The sequence below is a fragment of the Nocardia sp. NPDC057272 genome (assembly GCF_042668615.1).
Lineage (GTDB): Bacteria > Actinomycetota > Actinomycetes > Mycobacteriales > Mycobacteriaceae > Nocardia.
Genome location: NZ_JBHUYK010000002.1, coordinates 154,516 through 179,947 on the forward strand (window position 1 = coordinate 154,516; position 25,432 = coordinate 179,947).

Consider the following 25,432-nt stretch of genomic DNA (forward strand, 5'->3'; position numbering starts at 1 on the left):
GCTCAGCAGTCGTGCCGGGCGGACCCCGCATGAGCGAAGTTCCCGACCTGACCAAAGCCGCGGACACCCCGCGGATCACCGACGCCACCCCCGATCCCCTGCCGCCCACGGGGCACCGGGGCACGCGCGTGACCGTTGTGTTCGCGGTGGCGTTGCTCGCCCTGCTCGTGCTGGCGCTGGTCTCAGCGGTGCTCGGGCAGGTCCCCACGACCGCCGCCGAGGTGCTCGGCAGTGTGGCGCACCGGATCGGCCTGGACATCGGGCCCGTGCCCGCGCATCCGGCCGGTGAGGTGACGCTGTGGGAGGTGCGGTTTCCTCGGGTGGCCCTCGCCATCCTGGTCGGGGCTTGCCTGGCGACAGCGGGTGCGTTGTTGCAGGGGGTGTTCGCCAATCCGCTCGCCGAACCCGGCGTCATCGGGGTCTCGGCCGGTGCGGCGGTCGGAGCGGGCACGGTGATCGTCGTCGGCGGCGCGTTCGTCGCCGCGTGGTCGGTGGCGGCGGCCGCCTTCGTCGCCGGGTTGATCACCACCGCCCTGGTCTATGTGCTGTCGAGGTCGAACGGACGCACCGAAGTGGTGACGCTGATCCTCACCGGTGTCGCGATCAACGCCTTCGCCGGCGGGTTGATCGCGCTGCTGCTGTTCGTCGCCAGCCCCGCCGCGCGGGATCAGATCGTGTTCTGGCAGCTCGGCAGCCTCAACGGCGCCACCTGGCAGTCGGTGGCGGTGGTGGCGGCGCTGGCCTCGGTCGGCATCCTGGCCGCGATCCTCATCGCACCACGCCTTGATCTGCTCGCGCTCGGCGATTCCGCAGCCCGCCACCTCGGTGTCGACGTGGAGCGGCTGCGCAGGCAGGTGATCGTGGTGGTCGCCGTGCTCACCGCCGCGGGCGTGGCGTTCAGCGGCATCATCTTGTTCGTCGGCCTGATCGTGCCGCACCTGGTGCGCATGATGGTCGGCCCCGGACACCGGGTGCTCGTCCCACTCAGCGCGATCGTGGGCGCGGTGGTACTGCTGGGCGCCGACGTCGTCGCCCGCACGCTGGTCCACAACGCGGACCTGCCACTGGGCATGCTCACCTCCCTGATCGGCGGCCCGTTCTTCTTCTGGCTGCTGCGCCGCACCCGCGCCCGTGCAGGAGGCTGGGGATGACCGACACCACCCGCGAGCGCCGCGCCTCCTGGCGTTCGCTGTTCGCACGGACCCCCGACGTGCCCACGCGCCCGGAGCTCGGCACCGTCACCCTGCGCGCCACCGGGCTCACCGTCGAGCGGGGCGCCCGTACCGTCCTCGACGAGGTCGACTTCCAGGTCGCGGCCGGCGAGATCGTCGCGCTCGTCGGCCCGAACGGCGCGGGCAAGTCCAGCCTGCTCGCCGCCCTCGCCGGTGAACTCGAGCCCAGCGCCGGCGCGGTGAAACTCGAAGGCCACGCGCTCTCGCACTGGACCCCCGCCGACATGGCCCGCCGCCGCGCGGTGCTGCCCCAATCGCACGCCGTGGGCTTCCCGTTCACCGCGCGTGAGGTCGTCGCCATGGGCCGCGCCCCGTGGCTGCACACTCCCGCCGCCGGCGACGACGACGCCCTCGTCACCGCGGCACTGGCCGCCACCGACGTCACCCACCTCGCCACGCGCGTGTTCCCGTCGCTGTCGGGCGGCGAGCGTGCCCGGGTGGCCCTGGCTCGCGTTCTGGCTCAGGACACCGCCACCCTGCTGCTGGACGAACCGACCGCCGCCCTCGACCTCGGGCACCAGGAAGCCGTCCTGCGCCTGGCCGCCACCCGCGCTGCCGAGGGCGCCGCTGTGGTCGTCGTGGTCCACGACCTGGGGGTCGCCGCCGCCTACGCCGACCGGGTCACCGTCTTGGACGCGGGACGCGTCGCCGCCGACGGACCCCCGCGCGAGATCCTCACCCGCGAATTGCTCACCACCGTTTACCACCACCCCGTCGACGTCTTCGATCACCCGACCACCGGCGCCCAGCTCGTCTTGCCCGAACGCGGTCACCACTGACGCGACGGGTTCGTCCTGATCGACCGCGACCGTGCTGCGGAAGCGTCGACACGCGGGCTTCGGCAGCGACGGAGGGCTGAGCGGGGCTGAGTAGGCTGGGCGCCGAGGTCATTCGTCCACCGCGGTCACCATCGCACACGACGATCGGTCCACTCGTCGCTCGCGAACGTGGCTCGCTCCTATCGCAAGAGGAGATCCGATGAGCCCCACCATCGCCAGCGTCGTCATCCCCGTATCCGATCTGGCCGCGACGAAAGCCGTCTACACCACCCTCTACGGCGAACCCCACACCGACGAGCCGTACTACGTCGGCTGGGCGGTCGGAGACGTCCAGATCGGCCTCGATCCCAGCGGTGACGTCGCGGCGGGTCCGGTCGCCTTCGCCGGAGTCGACGATGTGGACAAGGCCAGAGCAGCGGCGATCGCCGCGGGCGCGACCGAACGGACCGCCCCGCGCGAAGTCAGCCCCGGCGCCCGTATCTGTGTCCTGGAAGACACCGACGGCAACGCTTTCGGCATCATCGGCAAGTAGCGCACGAGATCGTGGCACGCACGGCCACGATCTTTCGCCCGAATTATTGACCTACAGGTATAGAACGTCTATCGTCGAGATATGGCCCGGCCCCAGAACTTCGACACCGACACGGTCCTCGACCGTGCGATGGACCAGTTCTGGACCCACGGCTACGCCAACACCTCCCCCGCACAGCTCGCCGAAGCCACCGGCATCGGAAAAGGCAGCCTGTACAACACCTTCGGCAGCAAACGCGCCCTGTTCGACATCGTTCTCGACCGCTACGGCCGACGCGGCGTGGCCATGGCCGAGGACTTCATGTCCCGGCCCGGAACCACCCGCGAGTGCCTGCGCGAATACCTGCGCGCCGCAGTCGATCTCGACATGGCCTCGCCGACCCGGCGTGGCTGCCTCGCCGTCAACACCGCGGCAGAACTCGGCGGTCACGACGCGGCAGCCACCGCGGTGTTGCGCGGCATCGAACAGCGCATCGTCGCCACCCTGGCCGCTCGTATCGACCAGGGCCGCCGCGACGGCGACGTCGACCGTGAGGTGGACCCGAATTCGATTGCGGCCCTGTTGTTCACCACCAGCGCGGGCCTGCGTCTCATGGCGAAGACCAACGATGCCGCCCAGCTCTACCGCCTCATCGACGTAGCACTGACCACCCTCTGAAACTCTCGTCCCGCCAGCACTTTCCGCATGCCCTAATTATTGACCTGTAGTTCAAGAAAGGTACGAGCATGGATCTCGAACTCACCGGCAAGTCCGCCGTCGTCACCGGAGCCTCGCGCGGCATCGGTCTGGCCGTCGCCGAAACACTCGCCGCGGAGGGCGTGCGCGTCGTCGGCGCCGCACGCACGATCACTGCCGAGCTCGACAAGGTCGCGGCCGCGACGGTCGCCGCCGATCTGGGGACCGCGCAGGGCGTCACCACGGTCATCGACGCCGCGCTGAAGGAACTCGGGGGCATCGACATCCTGGTCAACAATGTCGGCGGCGGCGACCCGGATCGGCTCACGCTGGCCGGGTTCCTCGACACCACCGACGACCAGTGGCACCACTTCCTCGACATCAACCTGTTCAGCGCGATCCGGGCCACCCGCGCGGCGCTGCCGAGTCTGCTCGACCGCCGCGGCACCATCATCAACGTCTCGTCCATCAACGCCCACCTGCCCGCGGTGGGCCCCACCGGCTACAGCGAAGCCAAAGCCGCCCTCACCTCCCTCGGCAAACGACTCAGTGAGGAGTTCGGCCCGCAGGGCGTGCGGGTAAACACCGTCTCCCCCGGCCCCGTCGGCACCAGGATCTGGCGCGACGAACACCGCATCGGCGCCAAACTGGCTGCCGCCCAGGGCATCTCCCACCAGCAACTGCTCGAGGCGCTGCCCGAACAGTTCGACATCGCCTCGCGCCGGATCTCCGAAGCCGACGAGGTCGCCGCGCTGATCGCCTTCCTCGCCTCGGCCAAGTCCGCCAACATCCTCGGCGCCGACGTGGTGATCGACGGCGGCATCGTCAAGACGATCTGATCTCACTCGCGCGGTACCTCGGTATCGGATCGAGGTACCGCGCGGGAGGGATGTGGTCGGGCATGTGGTGTTCCTAGCGTGAGTGACATGCCCACAGTCTCGAAAGTCGCCGCCACGATCGCTCTCGCCGGAACCGTCGCCGGTGCCGGAATCGGTGTCAGCTCAGCCGACTCCGCACCGGCCGGTGCCGCGCAGCGAGTCGCGGTGATCGGCCTCGGCGGCACCATCGCAGGCACCTCCGACCGGCGCACCGACCTCGAAACCTATCGGCCGGGCACCCGCCCGATCGCCGAACTCGTCGACTCGCTGCGCCCCGAAATCGGTGATATCGCCGCCGTGACGACCGAGGACTTCGGGCAGAAGGGATCCGGCGAATACACCGTCGCCGACCTCTACGACCTGGCGCAGCTGGTCGAACGTCGCCTCCGCGACCATGATTCGGTCGTGGTCAGCACCGGCTCGGCCACCATGGAAGAACTGAGCTACTTTCTCGACCTCACCGTGCGCAGCACGAAACCCGTGGTCGTGACCGGGGCGATGCGACCGTGGACCGCGATCGGCAGCGACGGACCGATCAACCTGTACAACGCGATCCGCCTCGCGGCGAGCAACCGCACCACCTGCTTCGGCACCGTCATCGCCCTCAACGAGCAGATCCTGCCCGCCCGCGACGCCACCAAAACCGACTCGACCCGCGTACACACCTTCACCACCCACGAATACGGCGACCTCGGCACCATCGACCAGGCGGGCATCCGTGTGCAACGCGCCCCCGCCCGCGTCCAACGCTGCGACGACCCCGCCCGCTGGACGACCCCGTTCGACCTCACCTCGATCCCTCGCGACACCCTCCCGCGTGTCGACATCGCCCACAGCTACCTCGACGCCCCCGCCGAGGCGATCACCGCCGCCGTCGCCGCGGGTGCCAAGGGCATCGTGTTCGCGGGCACGCCGTCTCCGAGCCAGGCCAACGCCGCGATGGCGACCAAGGGCATCGCCCTGGTCGCCACCAACGGCTACGGCTCGGGCGCGAGCACCGTGGACCCGAAGATGGGCGTCGTCAGCGGCGGCGACCTCGCACCGAAGAAGGCGCGCCTGCTGCTCCTGCTGGCTCTGGCCGCAACCGCCGACCACGACCAGATCGTGGCCTGGTTCCGCGATTACGGCAATCAGCAGTTCTGAGCGGGCTACTTCCAGATGATCTTCAGCAGGGCCGGGGTGAGCACCATCCGGATGATCGTGGCGTCGATGATCAGGGCCACGATCATCCCGTAGGCGATGTATTTCATCAGCACCAGATCCGAGAACCCGAACGCCCCGGTCACCACGATCAGGATCGCGGCCGCCGAGGTGATCACCCCACCGGTGTGGGCCACGCCGTAGCGGATGGACTCCGCGGCATCGGCGCCCGCGGCCCGTTTCTCGGCGATCCGCGACAGCAGGAACACCTCGTAGTCAGTGGACAATCCGAAGATCACCGTCACGATCAACGCGACCACCGCGAACATCAGTGGTCCCGGCGTGAACTGGAATGCCCCGGACCCGTGCCCTTCCACGAAGATCCAGGTCAGCACACCCAGGGTCGAGACCAGGCTGAGCGCGCTCATCGCGACGGCTTTCACCGCCAGGACCACCGACCGGAACGCCACGATCATCAATGCCAGCGCCGCCGCGATCAGGATCGCCAACAGCAGCGGCAACCCGTCGATCAACCCGTTGATGCTGTCGCGTTCGAGCGCGGGGATGCCGGCGACCATCACCTGCACGCCCGGCGGGGCGGGCAGCGCACGCAGTGCGTCGATCACGCGGTCGGCGTCGCGTTTGTCGCCGAGCCCGGCGGAGAGCACGTTGACGTTGTCCTTGGTCGCCGCGGCGGGTTCGAACCGCCCGGTGAGTCCGGGAACCTGGTTGGCCTCGAACCGGATATCGCTCAACTGCTCGGGTGAGGCGCCGACCACGATCAGTTTCAGCGGTTCGGTGCGAAAACCGGGAAACAGGTGATCGAAGTCTTCCTGGGCCACTCGCGCGGGGTTGTCGGCGGCCAGGTACTTCTCGCTGATCCCACCGAACTCGATGTGGCGCAACGGAATACTCAGCGCCAGCAGTCCGAGCACGATCGGGATCACCACCGCCCACGGCCGTCGCATCGCCCATTGCGCCAGCCGGGAGAAGAACCCGGCGTCGATCTCGGCTTCGGTCTTGCTGCGCGAGAAACGTTTCCAGCCCAGCCAGTCGATACGGTGGCCGGCGATACTCAAGGCGGCGGGCAGCGCGGTGACCGACAGCAGCGCCGCCAGCATCACCGCGGAGATGCCGCCGTAGGGCACCGAGCGCAGCACCCCGTTCGGGAAGATGAACAGCGCACCGAGGCTCAGAGCGATGATCGCCGCGGAGAACAGCACCGTGCGCCCCGCCGTGGCGACGGTCCGCGCGGTCGCGTCCTCGACCGATCGCCCGGCGGAGAGTTCCTCCCGGAACCGGGTCACCGTGAACAGTCCGTAGTCGATCGCCAACCCGAGCGCGACCAACGTCATCACCGCGCTGGCGAACACGTTGACCTCGATATGGGCGGTGAGCACCCGCAAGATCCCGGAGGTGCCGAGGATGGTGAGCCCACCGATCAGCACCGGCAGCAGTGCGCCGATCACCCCGCCGAACACGAAGTACAGCAGGATCGCCACGATCGGCAGGGCGATGATCTCGGCGCGCTTGATGTCGTGCTGCATTCCGATGTTGATGCCCTCGACCACCGGCTGCAGCCCTGCCAGCTGCACTGTCGTCCCGCCGGGCCCGGCGCCGGGGACATCGGCGTGCAGGTGGGGTTTCAGCGCGAGGTAGTTGTTGACCGTCGCGGTTCCGCCGCCCCCGGCCAGCCCGATGCTGGCGAAGGCGTGCTGTTTGGTCGGGTCGGAGGCATTGGCGGAGAAGGGGCTGTCCCAGTAGCTGTCGATCTTGTGGATGCGCTCACCGTGTTGTTTGCGCAGGTCGGCCAGGGCGGCCGTCACCGGTCCGCGGACGGCGGGATCGTCGACAGTGGTGCCGGGTGGGGCGGTGTAGATGACGATCAGATCGCCGTCGGTGTCGCGGCCGAACGTGTCATCGGCCAGTTTGGACGCCGCCACCGACTGACTCGACTCGTCGAACCAGCCCTCCTGGGTGTAGCGGTCGGCGAGGTCGCGACCGAACCACCCCGAGATCAGCACGGTCAGCACGAAGAAGCCGAGCACGAGGAATCGGTGGCGGTAGACGAACCTGCCCCACCGCACGGATCGAGATTCGCGCATCTCAGCCGCAGGCGGCGGTGCGGTAGTCGGCCGAGCGCAGGATGCCACACAGGTCGGTGCGCGAGATCTTCCACTTACCGTCGAGCAACACGAAATGCACGATGGTGGTGCGCACGTTGGTACCCGAACCGTCCTTGTCCAGGCGCATGGTGGCGGTGAGTGTGCCGTCACGGTTGTCGAAGACCGGGTCGACGACGCCGTACACCGCGTGGGGGTTGTCGCGCAGCGCCTTGTACATGTCGGGGATGGCGTCGGAGAACGCGGCGCCGTCTTCGATCAGTTCGGTGCGTTCGACATCGGGCAGGCCCGGGTCGAGCGCGCGTTTGATCTGCGCGTCGAGCTGTTGGGCGGTCGGCAGCGGCACATTGGCCTTGCTGGCCGAGGTCGCGACGGAGGAAGCGAGGGAGGCGTTGGCCGAAGACCGTGCGGCGTCGACCGAGGCCTCGTCGGTGGTTCCCGCGCACGCGGCGAGGGCGACGAGGGCCGTGAGGCAGGCGGTGGCCGCAGCGGCCCTGGCGGAAAGTGTGGAAGACATCACCATCTACATACCATCAATGACGGCACTGATCCGCCCCAGGATGGCGCGAACTGTGGAGATGTCACTGGTTGCGGGCGCCTCGACAGGGTCGGCGTCGAGGAGCAGATCGCGCACGAAGGCGCTGACGCTGCGTTCGTCGCCGAGGTCGATGTCGGTCACCTGAGCCTGGGCTTGGGCCACCACGTCATCGGATCTGGGCACCGCGTCGCCCAGGTCGGCGCGATAGATCTGCACCGTGAGGGTGGCGCGGTGGGTGCGGAAGGCGAAGGGGTGACCGTCGTCGGTGGTGCCGAAGCCGTGGGCGAACGGTCCCACGGAGATGTCATCGATGCCGAAACCCGCTGGTGTCCGGTCGGTCATCGTGGGGATCTCCTGCCGTTGCATGGCGATCAATTGCTCGACACGTCAACAGTAACGCGCGTCACCGACAGCTCCGACGCCAGATACCCGGTCGGAGCTACTGGTGAGTCATCATGGTCAGATGGTGATCAAGGCAGTCACCTCGTGCGGATTGAAGGAGTTCGGTGCATGCGCCCTCGTGGCTCGGTCGCCTCTGCGTTGGTCGGCGCGGCGGTTTTGGTGGTACTGACCGGGTGCAGCGGTGAAGACGGCGGTGCCGACGTGCCGACCAGGGCGCCGGCGACCGCGGCGGTCTCGCCCGCCGCGGTCGATCCCGCGGGGCAGGTCTTCGCCGCGGTCGCGACCAAAGCACTGCTCGCCGAGCGCTCGACCGGTCTGCTCGCCGCTCTCGATACCGCGGGCACCACGCTGTCGCTGATCGACCCCGCCGCTCCGGCAACCTCACGCGCGGTCGCCCTCCCCGCCGCCGGCGCGTCGCTGGCTCAGGGCAAGCCGGGAGAGGTCCTCGTCGCCGCCCCCGACCGGGTTCTGCGGGTAGACGCGGGCACGGGCGCGCTCACCGAGACCGCTGTCGCCGGTGACGTGCACAGCGTGCACACTCGCACCGACGGCACACTCGTCGTCGGTACCGCCGACGGCACCGTGCGCGAACTGAACGCCGACGGCACCGTCACCCGCACGATCACCGGCCTCGTCTCGGCCGACGCGATCGCGGTGACCGGCGAGAACATCACTGTGCTCGACCGCAAGCAGACCGCCGTCGTCGCGGTGGGCGAGGACGCGCTCGGCCTGATGCTGCGCGCCGGCGACGGCGCCACCAACGCCATCACCGACCCGCACGGCCGCATCATCGTGGCCGACACCGCGGGCGGTGAACTGCTGGTCTACTCGGCCGGTCCGCTCGTGCTGCGCCAGCGTTTCCCGGTATCATCATCGCCTTACGCGCTCGCTTACGACTCGCGGTCGGAGCTGGTGTGGGTGAGCGCCACGCTGAGCAACGAGGTCGTCGGCTACGACCTGTCGACCGGCATCGGTGTCGAGGTGGCCAGGCTGGCGACACTGCGCCAGCCCGACGCGATCACCGTCGACGAACGCACCGGCGACCTGTTCGTCGCCTCGGCCGCGGGCGATGGCCTGCAGCGGATCGGCGTGCAAGAGCAAAAGAGAGGGCAGTGATGGCCACACCTCGCAATGCGCGCTCGGCGTTACCGCCGAGCTGGGAAACCAGCAACGACGACTACGAATACGTACCCCTGCGGCTGCCACCCGAGGTCAACCGGGTCACCGCCTCGATGCGACTGGCCATCCAGGCCGAATTCGGTGGCTGGGAGTTGTCCCGGGTACGCGCCTACACCGACGGCAGTCGCCGGGTGCTGTTGCGCCGCCGCAAGAATGCCGTCCTGCCTGTGCCCGAACCCGGATTGTGAGCCGACCATGTACGCCCTCCTGTTACGCCTGATGTTCCTGATCCCGCCGGAGCGGGTGCATCACCTGGTGTTCGCCGCGCTGCGTTTCGCCACCTGGTTCCCGCCGACGCGCTGGCTGGCCCGCAAGCTCACCGTGGTGCAGGATCCGATCCTGGCCACCACCGCGTTCGGTGTCGACTTTCCCGCGCCGCTGGGTCTGGCCGCCGGTTTCGACAAGAACGCCGACGGCGCGAATGCCTGGGGCACACTGGGTTTCGGTTTCGCCGAGATCGGCACGGTCACCGCACACGCCCAGCCCGGCAACCCCGCGCCGCGACTGTTCCGGCTGCCGGCCGACCACGCCCTGATCAACCGGATGGGTTTCAACAACCACGGTGCCGCCGCCGCGGCCGCTCGCCTGCACGGCGCGCGCCCCACTGTCCCGATCGGCGCGAACATCGGCAAGACCAAGGTCACCGAACCCGATGCCGCGGCCGGCGATTACGCGACCAGCGCCCGATTACTCGGTCCGCTCGCGGACTTCGTCGTGGTCAACGTGTCCTCCCCCAACACCCCCGGCCTGCGTGACCTGCAGGCCGTGGAGTCGCTGCGCCCGATCCTGCAGGCCGTGCTCGACAGTGTGTCGGTGCCGGTCCTGGTGAAGATCGCCCCCGACCTGTCCGACGACGACATCGACGCCGTCGCCGACCTCGCGGTCGAGCTGGGTCTGGCGGGCATCGTCGCCACCAACACCACCATCCGCCGCGACGGCCTGGCCACCCCGACCGCCGAGGTCGAAGCCATGGGCGCGGGCGGACTGTCGGGGGCCCCCGTGGCCGAACGCGCCCTGGAGGTCCTGCGCCGCCTCTACGCCCGCGTCGGTGATCGGGTGGTCCTGATCTCGGTGGGTGGCATCGAAACCCCCGAGCAGGCCTGGGCCCGCATCCTGGCCGGGGCCACCCTGCTGCAGGGCTACACCGGGTTCATCTACGGTGGCCCCTTCTGGACCACGCGTATCCACCGCGGCATCGCCGCCAACCTGCGCGCGGGTGGTTACGCCCGCCTGTCCGACGCTGTCGGCGCCGAGCACCGCGCCCACTCGGCCTGAGTTCTCAGCCGTAGTTCGCCTGGGGCGCCCGGCCGTCGTGCATCGATCGCGCCGGGCGTAGCCGGGACAGTTGCGCCGGTGGATCGTGCAACGACTCCCCTGCTGCCGCGTCGTCGCCATGCCTACGAGCGTCGATGCGCTTGGCGAGCTTGATCAGAGCCTGCTGCCAGATGATGCCGAGCAGATCGGCGCGGGCACTGATCTCGGCGTGCGCGAGCCGGTCGTGCACAGCGGCGAGATCGCTGACGAGTTCGTCGAGCTCCATACCCGCCCAGGCCTGCTCACGGGTCAAGGTGTACTCGGGCAACCAGCTCAATCGCCAACCGCCGGTGTCGGTTCGCTGGGCGAATTCCGGCGTGCGGTCGCTGCGTAACGTGTCGTCTGTGCCATGAATAGCCATCGCGGACCTGCCTTCCCCGGCGGGGCGCTGCGCCCTCCCCGAGCGTCTGGCGGGGCATCCACTCCCCGTAATCCAGTGTGGCATTTGCCATTTGTCTTGGTCAATTGCCATTGTTAGGAGGCAATTGCCGGATTTCGGGCGTGGCAAACCCGGCATTGTGGCGATCGCACTGCGGCGTCCGCCCCGATCGGGTGCGCGCCGGCCTCGACAAGTGGACGGGAGGCAGCATGCCGATGGTTCCCCAGGACGCCCGCGTCGCCGCGATCCGCAGCATCCTGGCCAGGCTGGGCAAGTACGCGGGCTTGAACGCAGAACGCCTGCGCCACACCGAGATCGACGCTGCGCCGCTGCTAGAGCTGCTGTCGGTGCGCCGGCACGCACGACGTACCGGGGCCAGTGTCGAGTCCTCGATCCTGCCTGTGGTGCGCGAGGTCACGCAGTGGCTGGCGCCGACGGACCGGCTGATCGTGGACGCGGCACTCTCGCTCGGGCTGTTCCGCGACCGCTCCGGCGTGGGTGTCGATGTCGAACGCCTGTATGCAGACAACCTCGGGGAACGTCGAGAGGCCTTGACCGAGCAGTGGATCGCGCTGCACACCCTGCTCGACGTCGACCCCGTTCCCGAGGCACCCACCGTCAAACGGTTGCGAACGGTCTCCGAACACAACGCCTTCACCGCGCTCGCCGGGTTGCTCGCCACCGATTCCGGCTATCCCATGGCCGGACCCTCCGTGACCCAACCCACCGCCGTGCCCGCGCAACGCGGTGTCGTCACGGTCTTCGGTGATGCCGTCATCGATCACCTCTACCGGGTCGACTCCTTCCCCGCCGCCGACAACGCAGCCAGCGGCAGCTTTACCGGCCACCCCGGCGGCAAAGGGCTGAACCGGGCGGTCGCGGCAGCCCGTCTCGGCATCGGCGTGCATCTGGTCTGTGCTGTCGGCGGCGACGAATACGGCCGTCGCATCCTCGAATTCATCGAATCCGAACGCGTCCACCTCGATCTGGTCAAGGTCGTCCCGTTCGCGACGTCGCTGGTCACCGCCGTGGTGATCACCCCCAACGGGGAGAGCCGCATCATCGGCTGCCGTGACAATCGCGTCCAGCTCCAGGACGAAGACCTCCACCGTCCCGAACTCCGCGCCGCCCTGGAAGCCTCGGATGCGGTGATCCTGAGTTTCGAACCGCCACCTTCGGTGATCGAGCAGGTGCTGTCGATGGTGTCGCAGATGCGACCCAAACCACCCGTTATCGTGTGTCCGACACCGGCCATGCCGGTGCCGCAGAGCCTGTATCGGCATCTGGGCGCGGTCGACTATCTCGTCGGCGCCGCCGCGGATCTCGACGCGCTGCTGCCCGATGTATCTGCCGGGTCCGCCGCCGATATCGCCCGACTGTTGCGTGGCCTCGGAGTCGGTACCGTGTGCACGGTCGAGAACTTCCGGTGTGTGGTCGCCTCCGACACGATCGAGACAGTCATCGACCATTTCCCGCAGGTACTCAAGGCCTCGGTCGGCGCCGCCGCCGCCTTCACCGGTGCGCTGGCCTATCGTCTCGTCAATTCCGGAACTCCGCTCACCGCAGCTGATTTCGTGTGGGCGACCGCGGCGATGATTCCGACCCAGAATCTGGGTGCGGTGGCGGTGTCGATGCCGAGTGCCGAGGAGATCGACCGCATCGTGCGCCTGTACGCGCCCCCGGCCTGATCCGGGGGTAAGGTCGCGACATTCAGCTCACGCCTGTCCGGCATCGGCGCCTTGTCGCCCTGTCCACGCACGGAGGATCGTTGACCATTCTGTCGTTCGGCGGTGCCAGAACCGGGGAACCCGGTGCCGATACCGCACACCGACTGGGTCGCCAGGGCAAGCAGTTACCGATTCGGGTGATCGAGATCCCGGGCCGCGACGACGGTGGGCACCTTTTCCTCTTCGGCGAGCCCCGCGACGGCTGCCTCGTGCGGGTGCACTCGCGCTGCCTCTACGGCGAGGGCCTCGGCTCCGACGACTGCGACTGCGGCGGCGAGCTCACCGAGTCGATGGACCGCATCCAGGCCGAGGGCGCCGGTGTGCTCGTCTACCTCGAACAGGAAGGTCGCGGTGCTGGCCTGATCTGGAAGGCCCGCGGCTATCGGGAGAGCGAACAGTCCGGTACCGACACCTTCGACAGCTATCGGCGCCTCGGCCTCGACGCCGACACCCGCCGCTACGACGCCGCCGCGCACGCTCTGCGCGACCTCGAACTCACCCGGGTCCGGCTGCTCACCAACAACCCCGACAAGTGCCGGGCGTTGACCGAGGCCGGGATCACCGTCGAGCCCATCGCCCTCACCATCGCCTTGCACTCCCCGCGTGGCAGGCAGTACCTGCAGGCCAAACGGCGCCACCGTCAGCACACCATCCCCGCCGATCCACCCGCCGACGAGCAGCGATCGGAGCGGGCGCGGTCGTGGTGGCGACCACGAGGTCGCCGGTAACCCCCCTCGCAATCCCGTATGTCCGGTTACGATAAGTGAGCCACGCCACTGTTGCCGCCCCTGTCTCGAGACAACGAGGCAGTTTCGCTCGCATTGGCTCGGCGTCCAGCTCGGCCTATGGGAACAGGGATATGACAGACATCGGTTTCGCGCACGCATCCGGGGTCACGGTGCACACCGTGCCCGCCGCCTTCCAGCAGACCGCCGCGTTGCGGCCCGACCAGATCGCCTTGCGCACGGTCGGTGGCACCCAGGAGATCACCTGGGCCGAATATGCGACGCGGGTGCGCGCACTGGCCGCCGGGTTGGCGAAACTCGGTGTGCGTCACGGTGACGCGGTCGGCATCATGCTCACCAACCGGCCCGAGTTCAACCTGATCGACACTGCCGCCCTGCACCTGGGCGCCATCCCGTTCTCGGTGTACAACACCAGCTCCACCGAACAGATCGCGCACGTGTTCGCCAACGCGGGCAACAAGGTCGTCATCACCGAGCAGGCATTCCTCGACACCATCCGCGCCTCGGGCGCCGAGATCGAGCACACCGTCATCGTCGACGGCACCGCCGAGGGCACCGTCACGTTGGCCGAGCTCGAATCCGATCCCGCACCGGACTTCGATTTCGACGCGGCCTGGCAAGCGGTCCAGCCCGGCGACCTGGCCACCCTGATCTACACCTCCGGCACCACCGGCCCGTCCAAGGGCGTCGAGCTCACCCAGAGCAATGTGATCGCCCAGGTCGTCGGCCTGGTCTCGGGTCCGCTGCCGGTCGGTTTCGACGACCGCGCGGTGTCGTATCTGCCGGCCGCGCACGTCGCCGACCGCATCTCCGCGCATGCGATGAGCCTGCTCACCGGCATCCAGATCACCACCGTCACCGATCCGCGCGAGATCGCCGCCGCCCTGCCCGATGCCCGCCCCACGGTGTTCTTCGGTGTGCCCCGGGTGTGGCAGAAGATCAAGGCCGGCATCGAGAACAAACTCGCGGTCGAGCCGAGCCCGGTCAAGAAGGCACTGGCCAACTGGGCGATCGGTGTCGGCGTCGCACAGGCCAGGGCGAAACTGGCCGGTGAGAACTCGCTGGTGCTGGGCGTGCAGCACAAGATCGCCGACACCCTCGTGCTGTCGAAGCTGCGCGAAGCGCTCGGGTTCGCCGAGTTGAAGGTCGCCGCGTCCGGTGCCGCGCCGGTGCCGCCGGAGACCCTCGAATACTTCCTCGGTCTGGGATTCGCGGTCAGCGAGGTGTGGGGGATGTCGGAAACCGCGGGCGTGGGTACCTACACCGAGATCGACAAGCCGCGCCCCGGCTCGGTCGGACGCGTCATGGACGGTGTGGAGCTGCGCCTCGACGCCGACGGTGAGGTCCTCATCCGTGGCCCGATCATCACCCCCGGCTACCGCAACATGCCCGACAAGACCGCCGAGGCGATCGACGACGCGGGCTGGCTGCACACCGGCGACATCGGCACCCTCGACGCCGACGGCTACCTGCGCATCGTGGATCGCAAGAAGGAACTGATCATCAGCGAAGCGGGCAAGAACATCGCCCCCTCCAATATCGAGAACGCCATGAAGGCGGCCTCGTCGATGATCGGCCAGGCCGTCGCGATCGGCGAGGCCCGCGCCTACATCACCGCCCTGATCATGCTCGACCCCGACGTCGCGGCGTTGCGCGCCAAGGACTTCGGCGCCACCGACGCCACCCACGCGGAACTGGCCCGGCGCAAGGAGATCGTCGACGAGGTCAGGGAAGCGGTACTCGCGGGCAACCGCAAGCTCTCGCGGGTGGAGCAGATCAAGCGTTTCGTGATCGTCGAGAACCTGTGGGAGCCCGGTGGTGACGAGCTGACCCCGAAGATGTCGCTCAAGCGGACCCCGATCTCGAACAAGTACGCCGAGACCATCGCCGAGCTCTACGCCGCGACCCCGCCCGAGTATGTCGTCAACGTGAAGTAGTTGCGAAAACGGCGGTGGCCCTGGAAGTCTCAGGGCCACCGCCGTTGTACCTTCTCAGTTCTGTTCGTAGGTCCCGATCAGGGTTGCCCTGGCCAGGGTGTGGAAGAACAGGTTGAACCCCAGGTAGGCGGGCGTGGCGTCGGGCCCGACCTCGAGTTCGGGCACGTCGACGGCATGCACGACCACGAAATACCGGTGTGGACCATGGCCTTTCGGCGGTCCCGCACCGACGAAGCCGGGAAAACCACCGTCGTTGCGCAAGCTCACCGCACCGGCGGGCAGGCTCCCGCCTTCGCTGCCCGCACCGGCATCGAGGGTGGTGACCGATGCCGGAATGTTGGCCACGGCCCAGTGCCAGAACCCCGACGCGGTCGGTGCGTCGGGGTCGTACACCGTCACCGCGAAACTCTGCGTGTCCTCGGGGAATCCGGACCAGCTCAGCTGCGGCGAGATGTCCTTGCCGCCGGCACCGAACACTCCCGACACCTGATCGTTGGCCAAGGGCTGACCATCGGTGATGTCGGCGGAGGTAACGGTGAACGAGGGCACCTGCGGCAACGCGTCATACGGGTTGTAAGTCATCGAGGACCTTTCGGGTCGAGGTCAGCTGTGCAGAAGGAAGTGTTCCAGCACCCGGGTGCCGAATTCCAGTGATGCCACCGGTACCCGCTCGTCCACCCCGTGGAACAGGGCGGTGAAGTCCAGCTCGGGAGGCAGCTGCAACGGTGCGAAACCGAAGCAGCGAATCCCCAAGCGGGCGAACGCTTTCGCGTCGGTGCCGCCCGAGAGCATGTAGGGCACGGTGCGGCCCTGGGCGTCGTGGGCCAGGACCGCGTCGTTCATGGCGTCGACGAGGTGGCCGTCGAAGGTGGTCTCGTAGGAGTCGAGTTTGGTGATCCATTCCCGCTCCACGTCGGGTCCGATCAGCTCGTCGACCTCGCGTTCGAACGCCGCCTGCCGTCCCGGCACCACCCGGCAGTCGACCACGGCCTCCGCGGTCTGGGGGATGACGTTGGCTTTGTACCCGGCCTGCAGCATCGTCGGATTCGCGGTATCGCGCAGGGTGGCGCCGATGATGCGTGAGATGGTGCCCAGCTTGGCCAGCTGACCTTCGATATCGGGTCCGTGCGGGTCGAAGGCCAGCCCGCTCTCCTCGCTGACCGCGGCGAGGAACTCGGCCACCGAGTCCGACAGCACCACCGGGAAGGTATGGCGGCCCAGGCGCGCGACGGCTTCGGCGAGGATGGTGACGGCGTTGTCCTCGTGCAGGAACGAGCCGTGCCCGGCGCGGGCCTTGGCACGCAACCGCATCCAGCCCAGGCCCTTCTCCGCGGTCTCCACCAGGTAGAGCCTGCGTTCGGTGCCGTCGGGGCGAGGCACGGTCAGCGAGAACCCGCCGACCTCACCGACGGCCTCGGTGACACCGTCGAACAGGTCGGGCCGGTGCTCCACCAGCCACTGCGAGCCCCATTTGCCGCCGTTCTCCTCGTCGGCCAGGAACGCGAACACCAGATCGCGCGGCGGTACCGTGCCCTCGGCTTTGAACTGGCGGGCCAGCGCCAGCGTCATCCCGACCATGTCCTTCATGTCGATCGCGCCGCGCCCCCACACGTAGCCGTCGCGCACCGCGCCCGAGAACGGGTGCACACTCCAGTCGGCGGCCTCGGCGGGCACCACGTCGAGGTGCCCGTGGATCATCAGCGCCCCGCGGCTGGAATCGGCGCCCTTCAACCGCGCGAACACGTTCCCGCGCCCGGGCGCACCGGATTCGACGTATTCGGTCTCGTAGCCGACCTCGTGCAACTGCGTTGCCACCCACTCGGCGCATTGCCGCTCGCCCTTGGTGGTGGACAGCTCGCCGGTGTTGGAGGTGTCGAACTGGATCAGCTTGCTGACCAGCTCCACCACCTCGTCTTCCGCGCGGGACCGCTTGTTCGAACCAGAATTCTCGCCAGATGCCGACACGTCCCCTTTCCTACCACCATTCGCGCACCCGTCGCGCCACCTGCCGCCCTCAGCACCGTTGCGCCGCTGCTCGCGCCCCGGACTCGGCGTGAGCAGAACTACGAATTCGCCTGCGTGCCGGTGGCGTGCTTGGCTGATGTGATGAGAGCGCAGGTTGTCCGAGTCGGTGTCCGCGTGCTGGCCGGTGCCGCGACGGCGATCGGCGCTGCCGGGGTCGCCTTGCATTTCACCCGCTGGCCGCTGGAGCCGCTCGTGCTCGCGGCTTCGGGGGCGCCCTATCTGATGGCCGGTGCGGTGCTCGGCGTCGCCGGTTTCGCGGCGACCAGGCAGTGGATCGCGACCGGTGTGGCGGTGGTGGTGGCGGGTGCGGGGATCGCGACCCAGGCGCCGCTGTATGTCGGACACAACGGTGGTCCAGGACGGCCGATCGTGGCGATGCAGGCCAATCTGCTCTTCGACGGTGCCGATCCGCGGGCGCTCGTCGACCAGGTGCGTGCGCGCGACATCGCCGTTCTGACCGTCAACGAACTCACCCGCGCGGCCGTGGCGAGCTTGTCGCAGGCCGGCCTCGACGAGTTGCTGCCCCACCGCTACCTCGCACCGGGCCAGACTGCCAGCGGTACCGGTATCTGGAGCCGGTTCCCGTTGTCGGACACTGTCGAATACGACGGCTACGTCCTCAATCAGATCTCGGCCACCGCCGCGGTCCCCGACCTCGGCCCGGTCGCGATCTATGCCTTCCACCCCGTCCCGCCCGTCTACGACATCGGTGTCTGGGCCGACGAGCTCGCCCGCTTGCACGAGATCCTGCGCCGATCCCCCACCGATCGGCCTGTGATCGCCGGCGGCGATTTCAACGCCACCTACGACCATGCCCGCTTCCGCGCCCTGGCGTCGGGGCGTTTCGCCGACGCGGCGGTTCAAGCCGGCGCGGGTCACCTGGTCACCTACCCGACCGACAAGGCCGTCCCGCCGCTGGTGGGCATCGACCATTTCCTGCTCGCGAACGCCCGCGCAACCAGCGTCGAAACCGTCGCCGTTCCCGGCGCCGATCACCGCGCGCTGGTGGCGCGGATAGTCCTCACAGCCCAGGGTTAGACCCCGGTATTCGGCTGTTGCAGAACGTATTTCGGCGAACCGGAGACGACCCGGCGGCCGGCAGGCGATGCACGGGGTCGCGCGATCGCTACTCGCGTTCGGCGCTGCGTTCGGCCAGGCGCACTCGCCACTGCTCCATGGCCTGGCGCAGTGCCGCGCCGACGATGGCGACGAACTCGGCGGATTGTTCGAAGCGGGCGCCGGCCGGGGTGTCGGGGCCGAGGATCTCGACGCCGCGCCGGGTCATGGCCGACAACGAGTTCTGCATCTGCACCGAGGCGACGAGGTTACGCAGCCAGATGTCGTCGTCGACGAAGTAGCGTTCGCGCCGTTCGCCGGGGACCAGTTCTCGGCGCAGCATGCCCTGCTGTTCGAGGAAAGCGACCGCGTTGGAGATCGAGGCCGGGCTCACGCGCAGGCGCGCGACCAACTCGGCGGCGGTGAGCGCCCCGGAGTCGGTGATCTGCAGGCAGGCAAGCACTCTGGCTTCCATCCGGGGCAGACCCTGTTCGATGAGCAGAGCGGTGAACGATTCGGTGAAGTCGGCGACCGCGCGAGGATCGCGCCCGTAGCCACCGTCGGGAATCGGTGGCGGGGCGGGGTCGGCCTGCTTGTGACGGCGGGCGCGCTGCTGGGTGGCGGCCTGCGCGCGTTCGGCCCGGTAGTCGTCGGGGCCGCCGTTGCGGGTGACTTCGCGCATGATCGTCGAGGCGGGCCGTCCGAGCGTGCGCCCGATCTCGGCGTAGCCGAGTCCGTCCGCGAGCCCCGCGGCGATGTGCTGACGGTCCGTGTCGGTGAGTCTGCCTCCGGGCATCGCTGCTGGTCACCTCTCTGTCGACCGGTACGTAGCGGGTGGCCCGCACCACGCCCAGTATGCATTCACCTTCATTTCATTGCAAAGCGCAACGCAAGAACCCATTGCATTCACACTCATTGTCATTGCACTGTCGACGATTATTCGTTATCTACCACGCATTTTCATCACATTTGACTGTTGACAGATGAGTGAACGCAATCTACCTTTTAGTCATCAGTAAATGCCGAACACAGCAACGCAAGGACACGACAATGACTTCCTCGAACCCCACCAGCGCCGTCGCCCCCTGGACCGGCATGGTGAGCATCGACGACACCGAACTGGCCGTCACCGACACCGGCGGCACCGGAACCCCGGTGGTCTACCTCAACGGCCAGTTCGCCACCCAGGGCTACTGGCGCCGGGTCATCGCCGACCTCGGCCCCGGCTACCGGCACATCACCTTCGACGAGCGGGCCCGCGGCAAGTCGAAGAAGTCGGCCGACTACTCCTTCGACACCTGCGTGCGCGACATCGACGCGATCCTCGCCGCCAGGGGTGTCACCGACAAGCCGATCCTGGTCGGCTGGTCCTACGGGGCCTACCTCGGGGCGCACTGGACCAGCCGCAACCCGGCCGGTGCGCTCGGCGCGGTCCTCGTCGACGGCGCGTTCCCCTACGACTGGCTCGACGAGGCGATGGAGCTGCGCATCCGCACGCTGTTCAAGCGTTTGAGCTGGGTGCTGCCGCTGGCTCGCCCGACCGGGCTCGCGCCCCGCTTGACCGCACAGCAGCAGGCCGACAGCAATATCGAGATCGGCAAACTCTCCAGCGTCAACGCGCTGGGCCCGGTGCTCGACGCCATCACCGACCCGGTGCGGTACGTGGTCGCTTCGGGAACGTCGTTCGGCAGCCGTGGCGACGAGCAGGAGAAGATCCGCGCCGGCCTCGACGCGGCGCTCGATCGCAACCCCAACATCCGCATCAGCGCCAAGGTCGCCAGCAACCACGGTGCGATCCTGCGCAAGGACTTCCGCGCCATCGCCGACGCCGTCCGCGAGGTCGAGACGATCTCCTCGGCCGCCCGCTGACTCAGCACCGATTCCCTTCCCCCACCACAGAGCCCAAGGAGATGACCACCATGTCTGTCACCCTCACCACCCAGGAAAAGGCCACTGTGCGGACCGCCGCGTACGGCGCGGTCTCCCTGCTCGCCGCCGCGGGCGGGGCTACCGGCAAGCCGCACAAGATCGCCACCACCGGCACCATCGCGCTGTCGTCGGCGACCGGTGTAGTCGGGCACGTCCTGGCCGAGAAGTCCGGGCGCATCGCACTGAGCGGCTCCTCGGTCGCCGAACTCGCCGATCAGGTGTTGCCCGCCCTCACCGCGGCGATGAGCCTGCTCGGTCGACACGACCCGGTGGAGGCCGAGAACTTCCGCAACACGATCGCCGTCGCCATCGACACCACCCAGCTCTACCAGACTCGGCCCAACCCGACGATGGTCGACATGACCCGCAAGATCACCGGAGCACTCGACGCCGCGTGATGAGATACCCACTCACGCAACCACAGCCGTGTCACAGGGCCCGTGACACGGTTACGTGGTCTGGCGGGTGATCACCGATCGACGACAGCGATCTCGCACGCGGCGAGCACCCTATCCACCCGTGCCGCCATCGCCCGACCGGCCGCACGCAACGGTTCGGCCGAACGGAGTGTGCGGCCCAGAATGAACGCCCCTTCCAGTGCGGACAGCATCGCCAGGATCAGCTCGCGTGCCGCGCCTTCCCTGATGCCGCGTTCGACGAAATACCGTGTGCCCTGCTCGATCCAGTCCCGCACGACCTCCGCGGCCACCTCCCGCAAGACCGGTTCGCTGTCGGCGATCTCGCCCGCGACGGTGCCGACGGGACACATGTTCATCCACCCCGAATCCTCGAGTGTGCGCGAGGCGGCGTCGAACGCGGCGGGCACGGCCACCCGCAGATCCTCGTGCGGGTCCATCAGCAGCGGTAGCAGCTGGATGTAGGCCGCGCCGGTGCTGCGCAGCGCCTCGGCCGCGATCTGCACTTTGCCCTGCGGAAAGTGGTGGTAGAGCGACCCCATGGGCGCCCCGGCGGCGGCGGTGATCTGTTTGACGGTGATCGCGCTGTACCCGTGGACACGCATCAGTTCCGCGACCGCGCCCACCAGTCGCTCGCGGGTACTCGTTGACATCTGCTCGCTCACTCCACCAGACTAGAGCAAACACGCTAGAGCGAATGCTCTAGCGTGGACCGCAAGGGAGGATGTCATGGCGACCGTCGAACTCGATGCGGGCCGGATCCACTACCGCGAACGTGGCGAAGGGCCCCGGTGGTTTTGCTGCACGGGCTGTTGATGAACCACACGGTCTGGGACTCGGTCCTCGACCACCTGCCCACCGGCTTCCGCTACGTCCTGCCCGACCTACCGCTGGGCGCCCACCCCGAGCCCCTGCGCCCGGGCACCGACCTGAGCTTGCGCGGCCTCAACCAGCTCGTCGCCGACTTCCTCGCCGCACTGGACCTGCACGACGTCACCCTCGTGCACTCCGACTGGGGCGGGGCCCTGTTCCTCACCGCCTACGGCCTCGACGAACGGGTCGGGCGCTTGATCATCTTCCCCAGCGAAGCCTTCGACAACTTCCCGCCCGGCCTCCCGGGCAAAACCGCCACGCTCGCCTCAGCCCTGCCCGGCGGCATCAGCCTGGCCCTGCGTCAGATGCGCATCGGCTGGCTGCGCCGCAGCCCCGTGATGTTCGGCTGGATGGCGAAAACTCCCCTCCCCGACGCCCTGGTCCACGCCTGGACCGAACCGGGCCTGCGCGACCCCCGTATCCGCGCCGACCTACTCGCCTACACCCGCTCCGGCTTCGACAAACGCGAACTCGTCACCAACACCGAAACCCTGCAACACTTCCCCGGCGAAACCCTCATCCTGTGGTCGTCCGCGGGCAAAGTCATGCCCCGCTCCCACGGCCCCCGCCTGGCCGCCCTGATCCCGCGGTCGCGCCTGGTCGAAATCGACGATGCCTATGTCTTGTCGATGCTCGACCAACCCACTGCCGTCGCCACCGCGATCACCGAATTCCTCGCGACCTCACGTGCCACCCGCGCGTGACCCACATCACTGATTGATCCTGTCAGGATTTCGTCGGCTGTCTCGTTCAGATGGCACGCGAACCAGACAGGAGCCAATCATGAAGCACCGCATCGTCGTCCTCGGGGCCGGATACGCCGGGGCCTTCTCCGCCGGGGTACTGGCCCGCCGACTCCATCCCGACGACTTCGAGATCACCGTCGTCAACGCTGAACCCGATTTCGCCGAGCGGCTGCGCAATCATCAACTCGCCGCCGGGCAGAATCTGCGCCACCTGCCGCTGGCGGAGATGTTCGCGGGCACCGGCATCCGGCTTCGGGTAGCGCGGGTGCGCGGCGTCGATGTCGACCACCGGACGGTCACGATTGCCGACGGCGACGACATCGACAGGCTCGAATACGACACCCTGCTCTACTCGCTCGGCAGTACCGCCGACATCCACGGCGTCGCCGGGGCCGCCGAGCACGCCTTCCACGTGGCGTCTCGCCCGGCCGCGCTGCGCCTGCGCGCCCGCCTGACCGAGCTGGGCGCGGACGGAAAGGTCCTGGTGGTCGGCGGCAACCTGACCGCGATCGAGGCCGCCACCGAGATCGCCGAATCCCATCCAGGGCTTCATGTCGGCCTGGCCACCCGCGGCGAACTCGGCGGGTGGCTGGGCAGCAAGGCCCGCCGCCACCTGTTCGACGCCTTCGACCGGCTCGGGATCACCGTCCACGAGAACACCACCATCACCCGTGTCGACGCGGCGGGCGCGGTGGCCGCCGACGGCGCCGCTTTCCCCGCGCAGGCGACGGTGTGGGCAGCCGGGTTCGCTGTGCCTGCGATCGCCGCGACCAGCGGTCTCGCGGTGCAACCCAACGGGCAGATCACCGTCGACCGGCAGATGCGGTCGGTCTCGCACCCGGATGTCTACGTCGCCGGTGACAGCGCCTTCGTCATCGGCGACAACGGTTTACCGTTGCCGATGTCGTGCGCGTCCGCGGGATTCACCAGCATGCAGGCCACGGCCACGATCGTCGGGGACCGGACCGGGCGCAAGATCTCGACGACCTCACTGTCGTATGTGGGCAACCACATCAGTCTCGGCCGTAAGGACGGGATCTTCCAGGTGGTCGACGGTGACGCGCGATCGAAGTCGTGGGCCCTGCGCGGGCGAGCGGCCGCCCGCGTCAAAGCGGTGATCCTCGGGGTCAACCCGTGGAGCCTGAGCCATCCCACCTTCGGCATGCCCAGCCGCCGCTACCGCGCGGTCACCGATCGACCCCACGCCGTGGTCGCGACCTAGAGTCGTGCTCATGGACACTGCCACCGTGGCGCGTTTCGAGGCCAGCCGCAACCGGCTGGCCTCGATCGCCTACCGTCTGCTCGGCTCGGCCGCCGACGCCGAGGATACGGTCCAGGACGCGTTCCTGCGGTGGCAGGCCGCCGACCGCGACTACGTCGAGGTGCCGGAGGCGTGGCTGACCAAGATCGTCACCAATCTGGCGCTGGACCGGCTCCGCTCGGCCAAGGCGCGCCACGAGCGTGCGGTCGGCGCCTGGATGCCCGAACCGCTGCTCGACGGCGACCCGATGCTCGGGCCCGCCGACACCGTCGAGCAGCGTGAATCGGTGACCCTGGCGGTGCTGACGCTCATGGAACGTTTGTCGCCGACCGAACGTGCCGTGTACGTGCTGCACGAGGCCTTCTCATACCGGCATGCCGAGATCGCCGGCATCCTCGACATCACCGTGTCGGCGAGTCAGCAACACCTCCACCGTGCGCGTGGGCGGATCACCGTCGCGCGCACCACCATCGACATCGATCACGGCGCCGCCCGCCGGGTCGTCCAGGCGTTCATCGAGGCCGCCACCTCGGGTCGCACCGATCGGCTGGTCGCGCTGCTGACCGATGACGCGACCGGCATCTCCGACGGCGTCGGCGGCCTGGCCGCGAAGCTGATCCGCTACGCGAGCCCGCAACGCCTGGCCACCGCGGTGCGGGCCGGTTTCACGCCGAGTCCGGCCAAGCGACGCCTCGCCGGTGGCTCACCATCGATCTACGCCGTCGTGGCCAACGGCTGCCCGGCCGTGCTCGTCACACTCGGCGATCGAGTCCTCGGCGTCGCGATCCTGGAGATGCGCGCGGACAAGATCGCCGGCATGCGCAGCATCGCCGCACCGCACCGGCTGGGACGTCTCACCGCCGAATGGCAGCGGCGCGAGCATGACGCCCCGCTGGTCCGATCGTGGTGATCGGCCGTTTCAGGAAGAACGCGCGACGCCGAGGGACAACGCCGCCCATGCTTTCGGCGCGCCCGGCTGGTAGAACCGGTCGAGTTCGGTGATCTCGAAACCCGCTTGGGTGATCAGTCCCGCGATGTCGCGCGAGAGGTGACAGCCACCGGCGATCTTCTGCTGGATCGGGTCGAGGCGATGCTGCCAGGTCTGCACCGATTCCTCCGGTGCGAGTCCGTGTTCGACGAAGTGCAAGGTGCCACCGGGGCGCAGGACGCGGCCGATCTCGGCGAGTGCCGCCCCGATGTCGGGAATGGTGCACAGAGTGAAGGTGGACAGGGCGGTATCGAAGGTGGCGTCGGGAAACGGCAGCGACTGGCCGTCCAGGCCCGCGCGTTCGATCGGGGTCGAGCTGCCCGCGACACGTTTCGCGGCGATCTTCCACGCGGTGTCGGCGGGCTCGACCCCGCTGACCCGCTCGACCGCGGCCGGATAGAACCCGATGTTGTTGCCCGACCCGAATCCGACTTCGAGCACCGCGCCGTGTAGCCCGGCGCAGGTTCGCTCGCGCAGCGGCCCGTTCTGGGCGACGCCGCAGACTTTGTCGGTGATGTGCGGGAGGATCCGGTCGGTGTAGAAGCCCATCCACCGAT

The 25,432-nt window shown here is 68.5% G+C and carries 26 protein-coding genes and 1 pseudogene; 18 read left to right on the forward strand and 9 right to left on the reverse strand.

The features are described from left to right. The first annotated feature begins 29 nt into the window (after window positions 1–29). The 6 genes from ACFULV_RS03680 (at window position 30) to ACFULV_RS03705 (ending at window position 5,239) form a co-directional block, all read left to right on the forward strand. The gene (locus ACFULV_RS03680) at window positions 30–1,151 is read left to right on the forward strand and encodes a FecCD family ABC transporter permease (RefSeq protein ID WP_378629069.1); all 1,122 of its coding nucleotides are present in this window, start codon (window positions 30–32) and stop codon (window positions 1,149–1,151) included. Continuing rightward, a complete protein-coding gene (locus ACFULV_RS03685; RefSeq protein WP_378652752.1) occupies window positions 1,148–2,011 on the forward strand; it encodes a heme ABC transporter ATP-binding protein in 864 nt (287 codons plus the stop codon). The genes ACFULV_RS03680 and ACFULV_RS03685 overlap by 4 nt, the downstream gene beginning before the upstream one ends. A 199-nt stretch (window positions 2,012–2,210) precedes the next feature. After that, window positions 2,211–2,543: a VOC family protein gene (locus tag ACFULV_RS03690; protein ID WP_378629065.1), complete on the forward strand. Its 333-nt coding sequence runs from the start codon at window positions 2,211–2,213 to the stop codon at window positions 2,541–2,543. A gap of 81 nt (window positions 2,544–2,624) precedes the next feature. After that, window positions 2,625–3,200, forward strand: coding sequence for a TetR/AcrR family transcriptional regulator (locus ACFULV_RS03695; protein WP_378652754.1), 576 nt, complete (start codon window positions 2,625–2,627; stop codon window positions 3,198–3,200). Between the two features lie 68 nt (window positions 3,201–3,268). Then, window positions 3,269–4,057, forward strand: coding sequence for an SDR family oxidoreductase (locus ACFULV_RS03700; RefSeq protein ID WP_378652756.1), 789 nt, complete (start codon window positions 3,269–3,271; stop codon window positions 4,055–4,057). A gap of 87 nt (window positions 4,058–4,144) precedes the next feature. Beyond that, window positions 4,145–5,239 (forward strand): asparaginase, encoded by a 1,095-nt coding sequence (locus tag ACFULV_RS03705; RefSeq protein WP_378652758.1) that lies wholly within the window; start codon window positions 4,145–4,147, stop codon window positions 5,237–5,239. A gap of 5 nt (window positions 5,240–5,244) precedes the next feature. Here the strand turns inward: ACFULV_RS03705 and ACFULV_RS03710 are convergent, their stop codons facing one another. Genes ACFULV_RS03710 through ACFULV_RS03720 form a run of 3 tightly spaced genes read right to left on the reverse strand, consistent with a single transcriptional unit; the run spans window position 5,245 to window position 8,239 of the window. Next, the gene (locus tag ACFULV_RS03710; RefSeq protein WP_378652761.1) at window positions 5,245–7,323 is read right to left on the reverse strand and encodes an MMPL family transporter; all 2,079 of its coding nucleotides are present in this window, start codon (window positions 7,321–7,323) and stop codon (window positions 5,245–5,247) included. Between the two features lie 19 nt (window positions 7,324–7,342). Then, a complete protein-coding gene (locus tag ACFULV_RS03715; RefSeq protein ID WP_378629055.1) occupies window positions 7,343–7,876 on the reverse strand; it encodes a hypothetical protein in 534 nt (177 codons plus the stop codon). Between the two features lie 6 nt (window positions 7,877–7,882). Beyond that, complete coding sequence (locus ACFULV_RS03720; protein ID WP_378629053.1) at window positions 7,883–8,239, reverse strand: hypothetical protein; 357 nt, start codon at window positions 8,237–8,239, stop codon at window positions 7,883–7,885. A gap of 168 nt (window positions 8,240–8,407) precedes the next feature. Between ACFULV_RS03720 and ACFULV_RS03725 the strand changes: the two genes are divergently transcribed. The 3 genes from ACFULV_RS03725 to ACFULV_RS03735 are packed head-to-tail and all read left to right on the forward strand — an operon-like array spanning window position 8,408 to window position 10,753. Further along, the gene (locus tag ACFULV_RS03725) at window positions 8,408–9,415 is read left to right on the forward strand and encodes a YncE family protein (RefSeq protein ID WP_378652764.1); all 1,008 of its coding nucleotides are present in this window, start codon (window positions 8,408–8,410) and stop codon (window positions 9,413–9,415) included. Beyond that, a complete protein-coding gene (locus ACFULV_RS03730) occupies window positions 9,415–9,666 on the forward strand; it encodes a DUF5703 family protein (protein WP_378652767.1) in 252 nt (83 codons plus the stop codon). The genes ACFULV_RS03725 and ACFULV_RS03730 overlap by 1 nt, the downstream gene beginning before the upstream one ends. A 7-nt stretch (window positions 9,667–9,673) precedes the next feature. Next, window positions 9,674–10,753: a quinone-dependent dihydroorotate dehydrogenase gene (locus ACFULV_RS03735; RefSeq protein ID WP_378652769.1), complete on the forward strand. Its 1,080-nt coding sequence runs from the start codon at window positions 9,674–9,676 to the stop codon at window positions 10,751–10,753. Between the two features lie 4 nt (window positions 10,754–10,757). On the opposite strand, the gene ACFULV_RS03740 is transcribed toward ACFULV_RS03735, so the two are convergent. After that, on the reverse strand, window positions 10,758–11,153 hold the full coding sequence (locus ACFULV_RS03740; RefSeq protein WP_378652772.1) for a hypothetical protein: 396 nt from the start codon (window positions 11,151–11,153) through the stop codon (window positions 10,758–10,760). A 227-nt stretch (window positions 11,154–11,380) separates the two neighbouring features. Here ACFULV_RS03740 and ACFULV_RS03745 point away from each other — a divergent pair, with 227 nt between their 5' ends. The 3 genes from ACFULV_RS03745 to ACFULV_RS03755 all read left to right on the forward strand — a co-directional run bounded on the left by ACFULV_RS03745 (window position 11,381) and on the right by ACFULV_RS03755 (window position 15,581). Further along, on the forward strand, window positions 11,381–12,859 hold the full coding sequence (locus ACFULV_RS03745; RefSeq protein ID WP_378652774.1) for a PfkB family carbohydrate kinase: 1,479 nt from the start codon (window positions 11,381–11,383) through the stop codon (window positions 12,857–12,859). A gap of 80 nt (window positions 12,860–12,939) precedes the next feature. Then, on the forward strand, window positions 12,940–13,626 hold the full coding sequence (ribA, locus tag ACFULV_RS03750) for a GTP cyclohydrolase II RibA (RefSeq protein ID WP_378652776.1): 687 nt from the start codon (window positions 12,940–12,942) through the stop codon (window positions 13,624–13,626). Between the two features lie 131 nt (window positions 13,627–13,757). Then, the gene (locus ACFULV_RS03755; protein WP_378652778.1) at window positions 13,758–15,581 is read left to right on the forward strand and encodes an AMP-dependent synthetase/ligase; all 1,824 of its coding nucleotides are present in this window, start codon (window positions 13,758–13,760) and stop codon (window positions 15,579–15,581) included. A gap of 54 nt (window positions 15,582–15,635) precedes the next feature. Here ACFULV_RS03755 and ACFULV_RS03760 read toward each other — a convergent pair whose 3' ends face one another. Further along, window positions 15,636–16,163, reverse strand: a complete 528-nt coding sequence (locus ACFULV_RS03760; RefSeq protein ID WP_378652781.1) for a YbhB/YbcL family Raf kinase inhibitor-like protein — start codon at window positions 16,161–16,163, stop codon at window positions 15,636–15,638. Window positions 16,164–16,184: 21 nt separating this feature from the next. Continuing rightward, on the reverse strand, window positions 16,185–17,546 hold the full coding sequence (locus tag ACFULV_RS03765; RefSeq protein ID WP_378629033.1) for a M20/M25/M40 family metallo-hydrolase: 1,362 nt from the start codon (window positions 17,544–17,546) through the stop codon (window positions 16,185–16,187). A gap of 141 nt (window positions 17,547–17,687) precedes the next feature. On the opposite strand from ACFULV_RS03765, the gene ACFULV_RS03770 reads away from it, so the two are divergent. Then, on the forward strand, window positions 17,688–18,644 hold the full coding sequence (locus ACFULV_RS03770) for an endonuclease/exonuclease/phosphatase family protein (RefSeq protein ID WP_378652784.1): 957 nt from the start codon (window positions 17,688–17,690) through the stop codon (window positions 18,642–18,644). An 88-nt stretch (window positions 18,645–18,732) separates the two neighbouring features. Here the strand turns inward: ACFULV_RS03770 and ACFULV_RS03775 are convergent, their stop codons facing one another. Beyond that, entirely contained in the window at window positions 18,733–19,458 is a 726-nt protein-coding gene (locus ACFULV_RS03775; RefSeq protein ID WP_378629027.1) for a helix-turn-helix domain-containing protein, read from the reverse strand. Window positions 19,459–19,712: 254 nt separating this feature from the next. Between ACFULV_RS03775 and ACFULV_RS03780 the strand changes: the two genes are divergently transcribed. Further along, window positions 19,713–20,531 carry an alpha/beta fold hydrolase gene (locus ACFULV_RS03780; protein WP_378652786.1) on the forward strand — a complete coding sequence of 273 codons (819 nt, stop codon included), beginning with the start codon at window positions 19,713–19,715 and terminating at the stop codon, window positions 20,529–20,531. A gap of 41 nt (window positions 20,532–20,572) precedes the next feature. Beyond that, complete coding sequence (locus ACFULV_RS03785; protein ID WP_378652788.1) at window positions 20,573–20,989, forward strand: hypothetical protein; 417 nt, start codon at window positions 20,573–20,575, stop codon at window positions 20,987–20,989. Window positions 20,990–21,060: 71 nt separating this feature from the next. On the opposite strand, the gene ACFULV_RS03790 is transcribed toward ACFULV_RS03785, so the two are convergent. Then, window positions 21,061–21,672: a TetR/AcrR family transcriptional regulator gene (locus tag ACFULV_RS03790; RefSeq protein ID WP_378652791.1), complete on the reverse strand. Its 612-nt coding sequence runs from the start codon at window positions 21,670–21,672 to the stop codon at window positions 21,061–21,063. 64 nt (window positions 21,673–21,736) lie between these two features. Between ACFULV_RS03790 and ACFULV_RS03795 the strand changes: the two are divergent. From ACFULV_RS03795 to ACFULV_RS03805, 3 genes and pseudogenes are all read left to right on the forward strand, one after another. Next, a pseudogene (locus tag ACFULV_RS03795) lies at window positions 21,737–22,584 on the forward strand (alpha/beta fold hydrolase). A 79-nt stretch (window positions 22,585–22,663) separates the two neighbouring features. Then, window positions 22,664–23,848: an NAD(P)/FAD-dependent oxidoreductase gene (locus ACFULV_RS03800; protein ID WP_378652795.1), complete on the forward strand. Its 1,185-nt coding sequence runs from the start codon at window positions 22,664–22,666 to the stop codon at window positions 23,846–23,848. 10 nt (window positions 23,849–23,858) lie between these two features. Next, complete coding sequence (locus tag ACFULV_RS03805; RefSeq protein WP_378652796.1) at window positions 23,859–24,797, forward strand: sigma-70 family RNA polymerase sigma factor; 939 nt, start codon at window positions 23,859–23,861, stop codon at window positions 24,795–24,797. A 9-nt stretch (window positions 24,798–24,806) separates the two neighbouring features. Here ACFULV_RS03805 and ACFULV_RS03810 read toward each other — a convergent pair whose 3' ends face one another. Beyond that, window positions 24,807–25,424, reverse strand: a complete 618-nt coding sequence (locus ACFULV_RS03810) for a class I SAM-dependent methyltransferase (RefSeq protein ID WP_378652799.1) — start codon at window positions 25,422–25,424, stop codon at window positions 24,807–24,809. Window positions 25,425–25,432 lie beyond the last annotated feature (8 nt).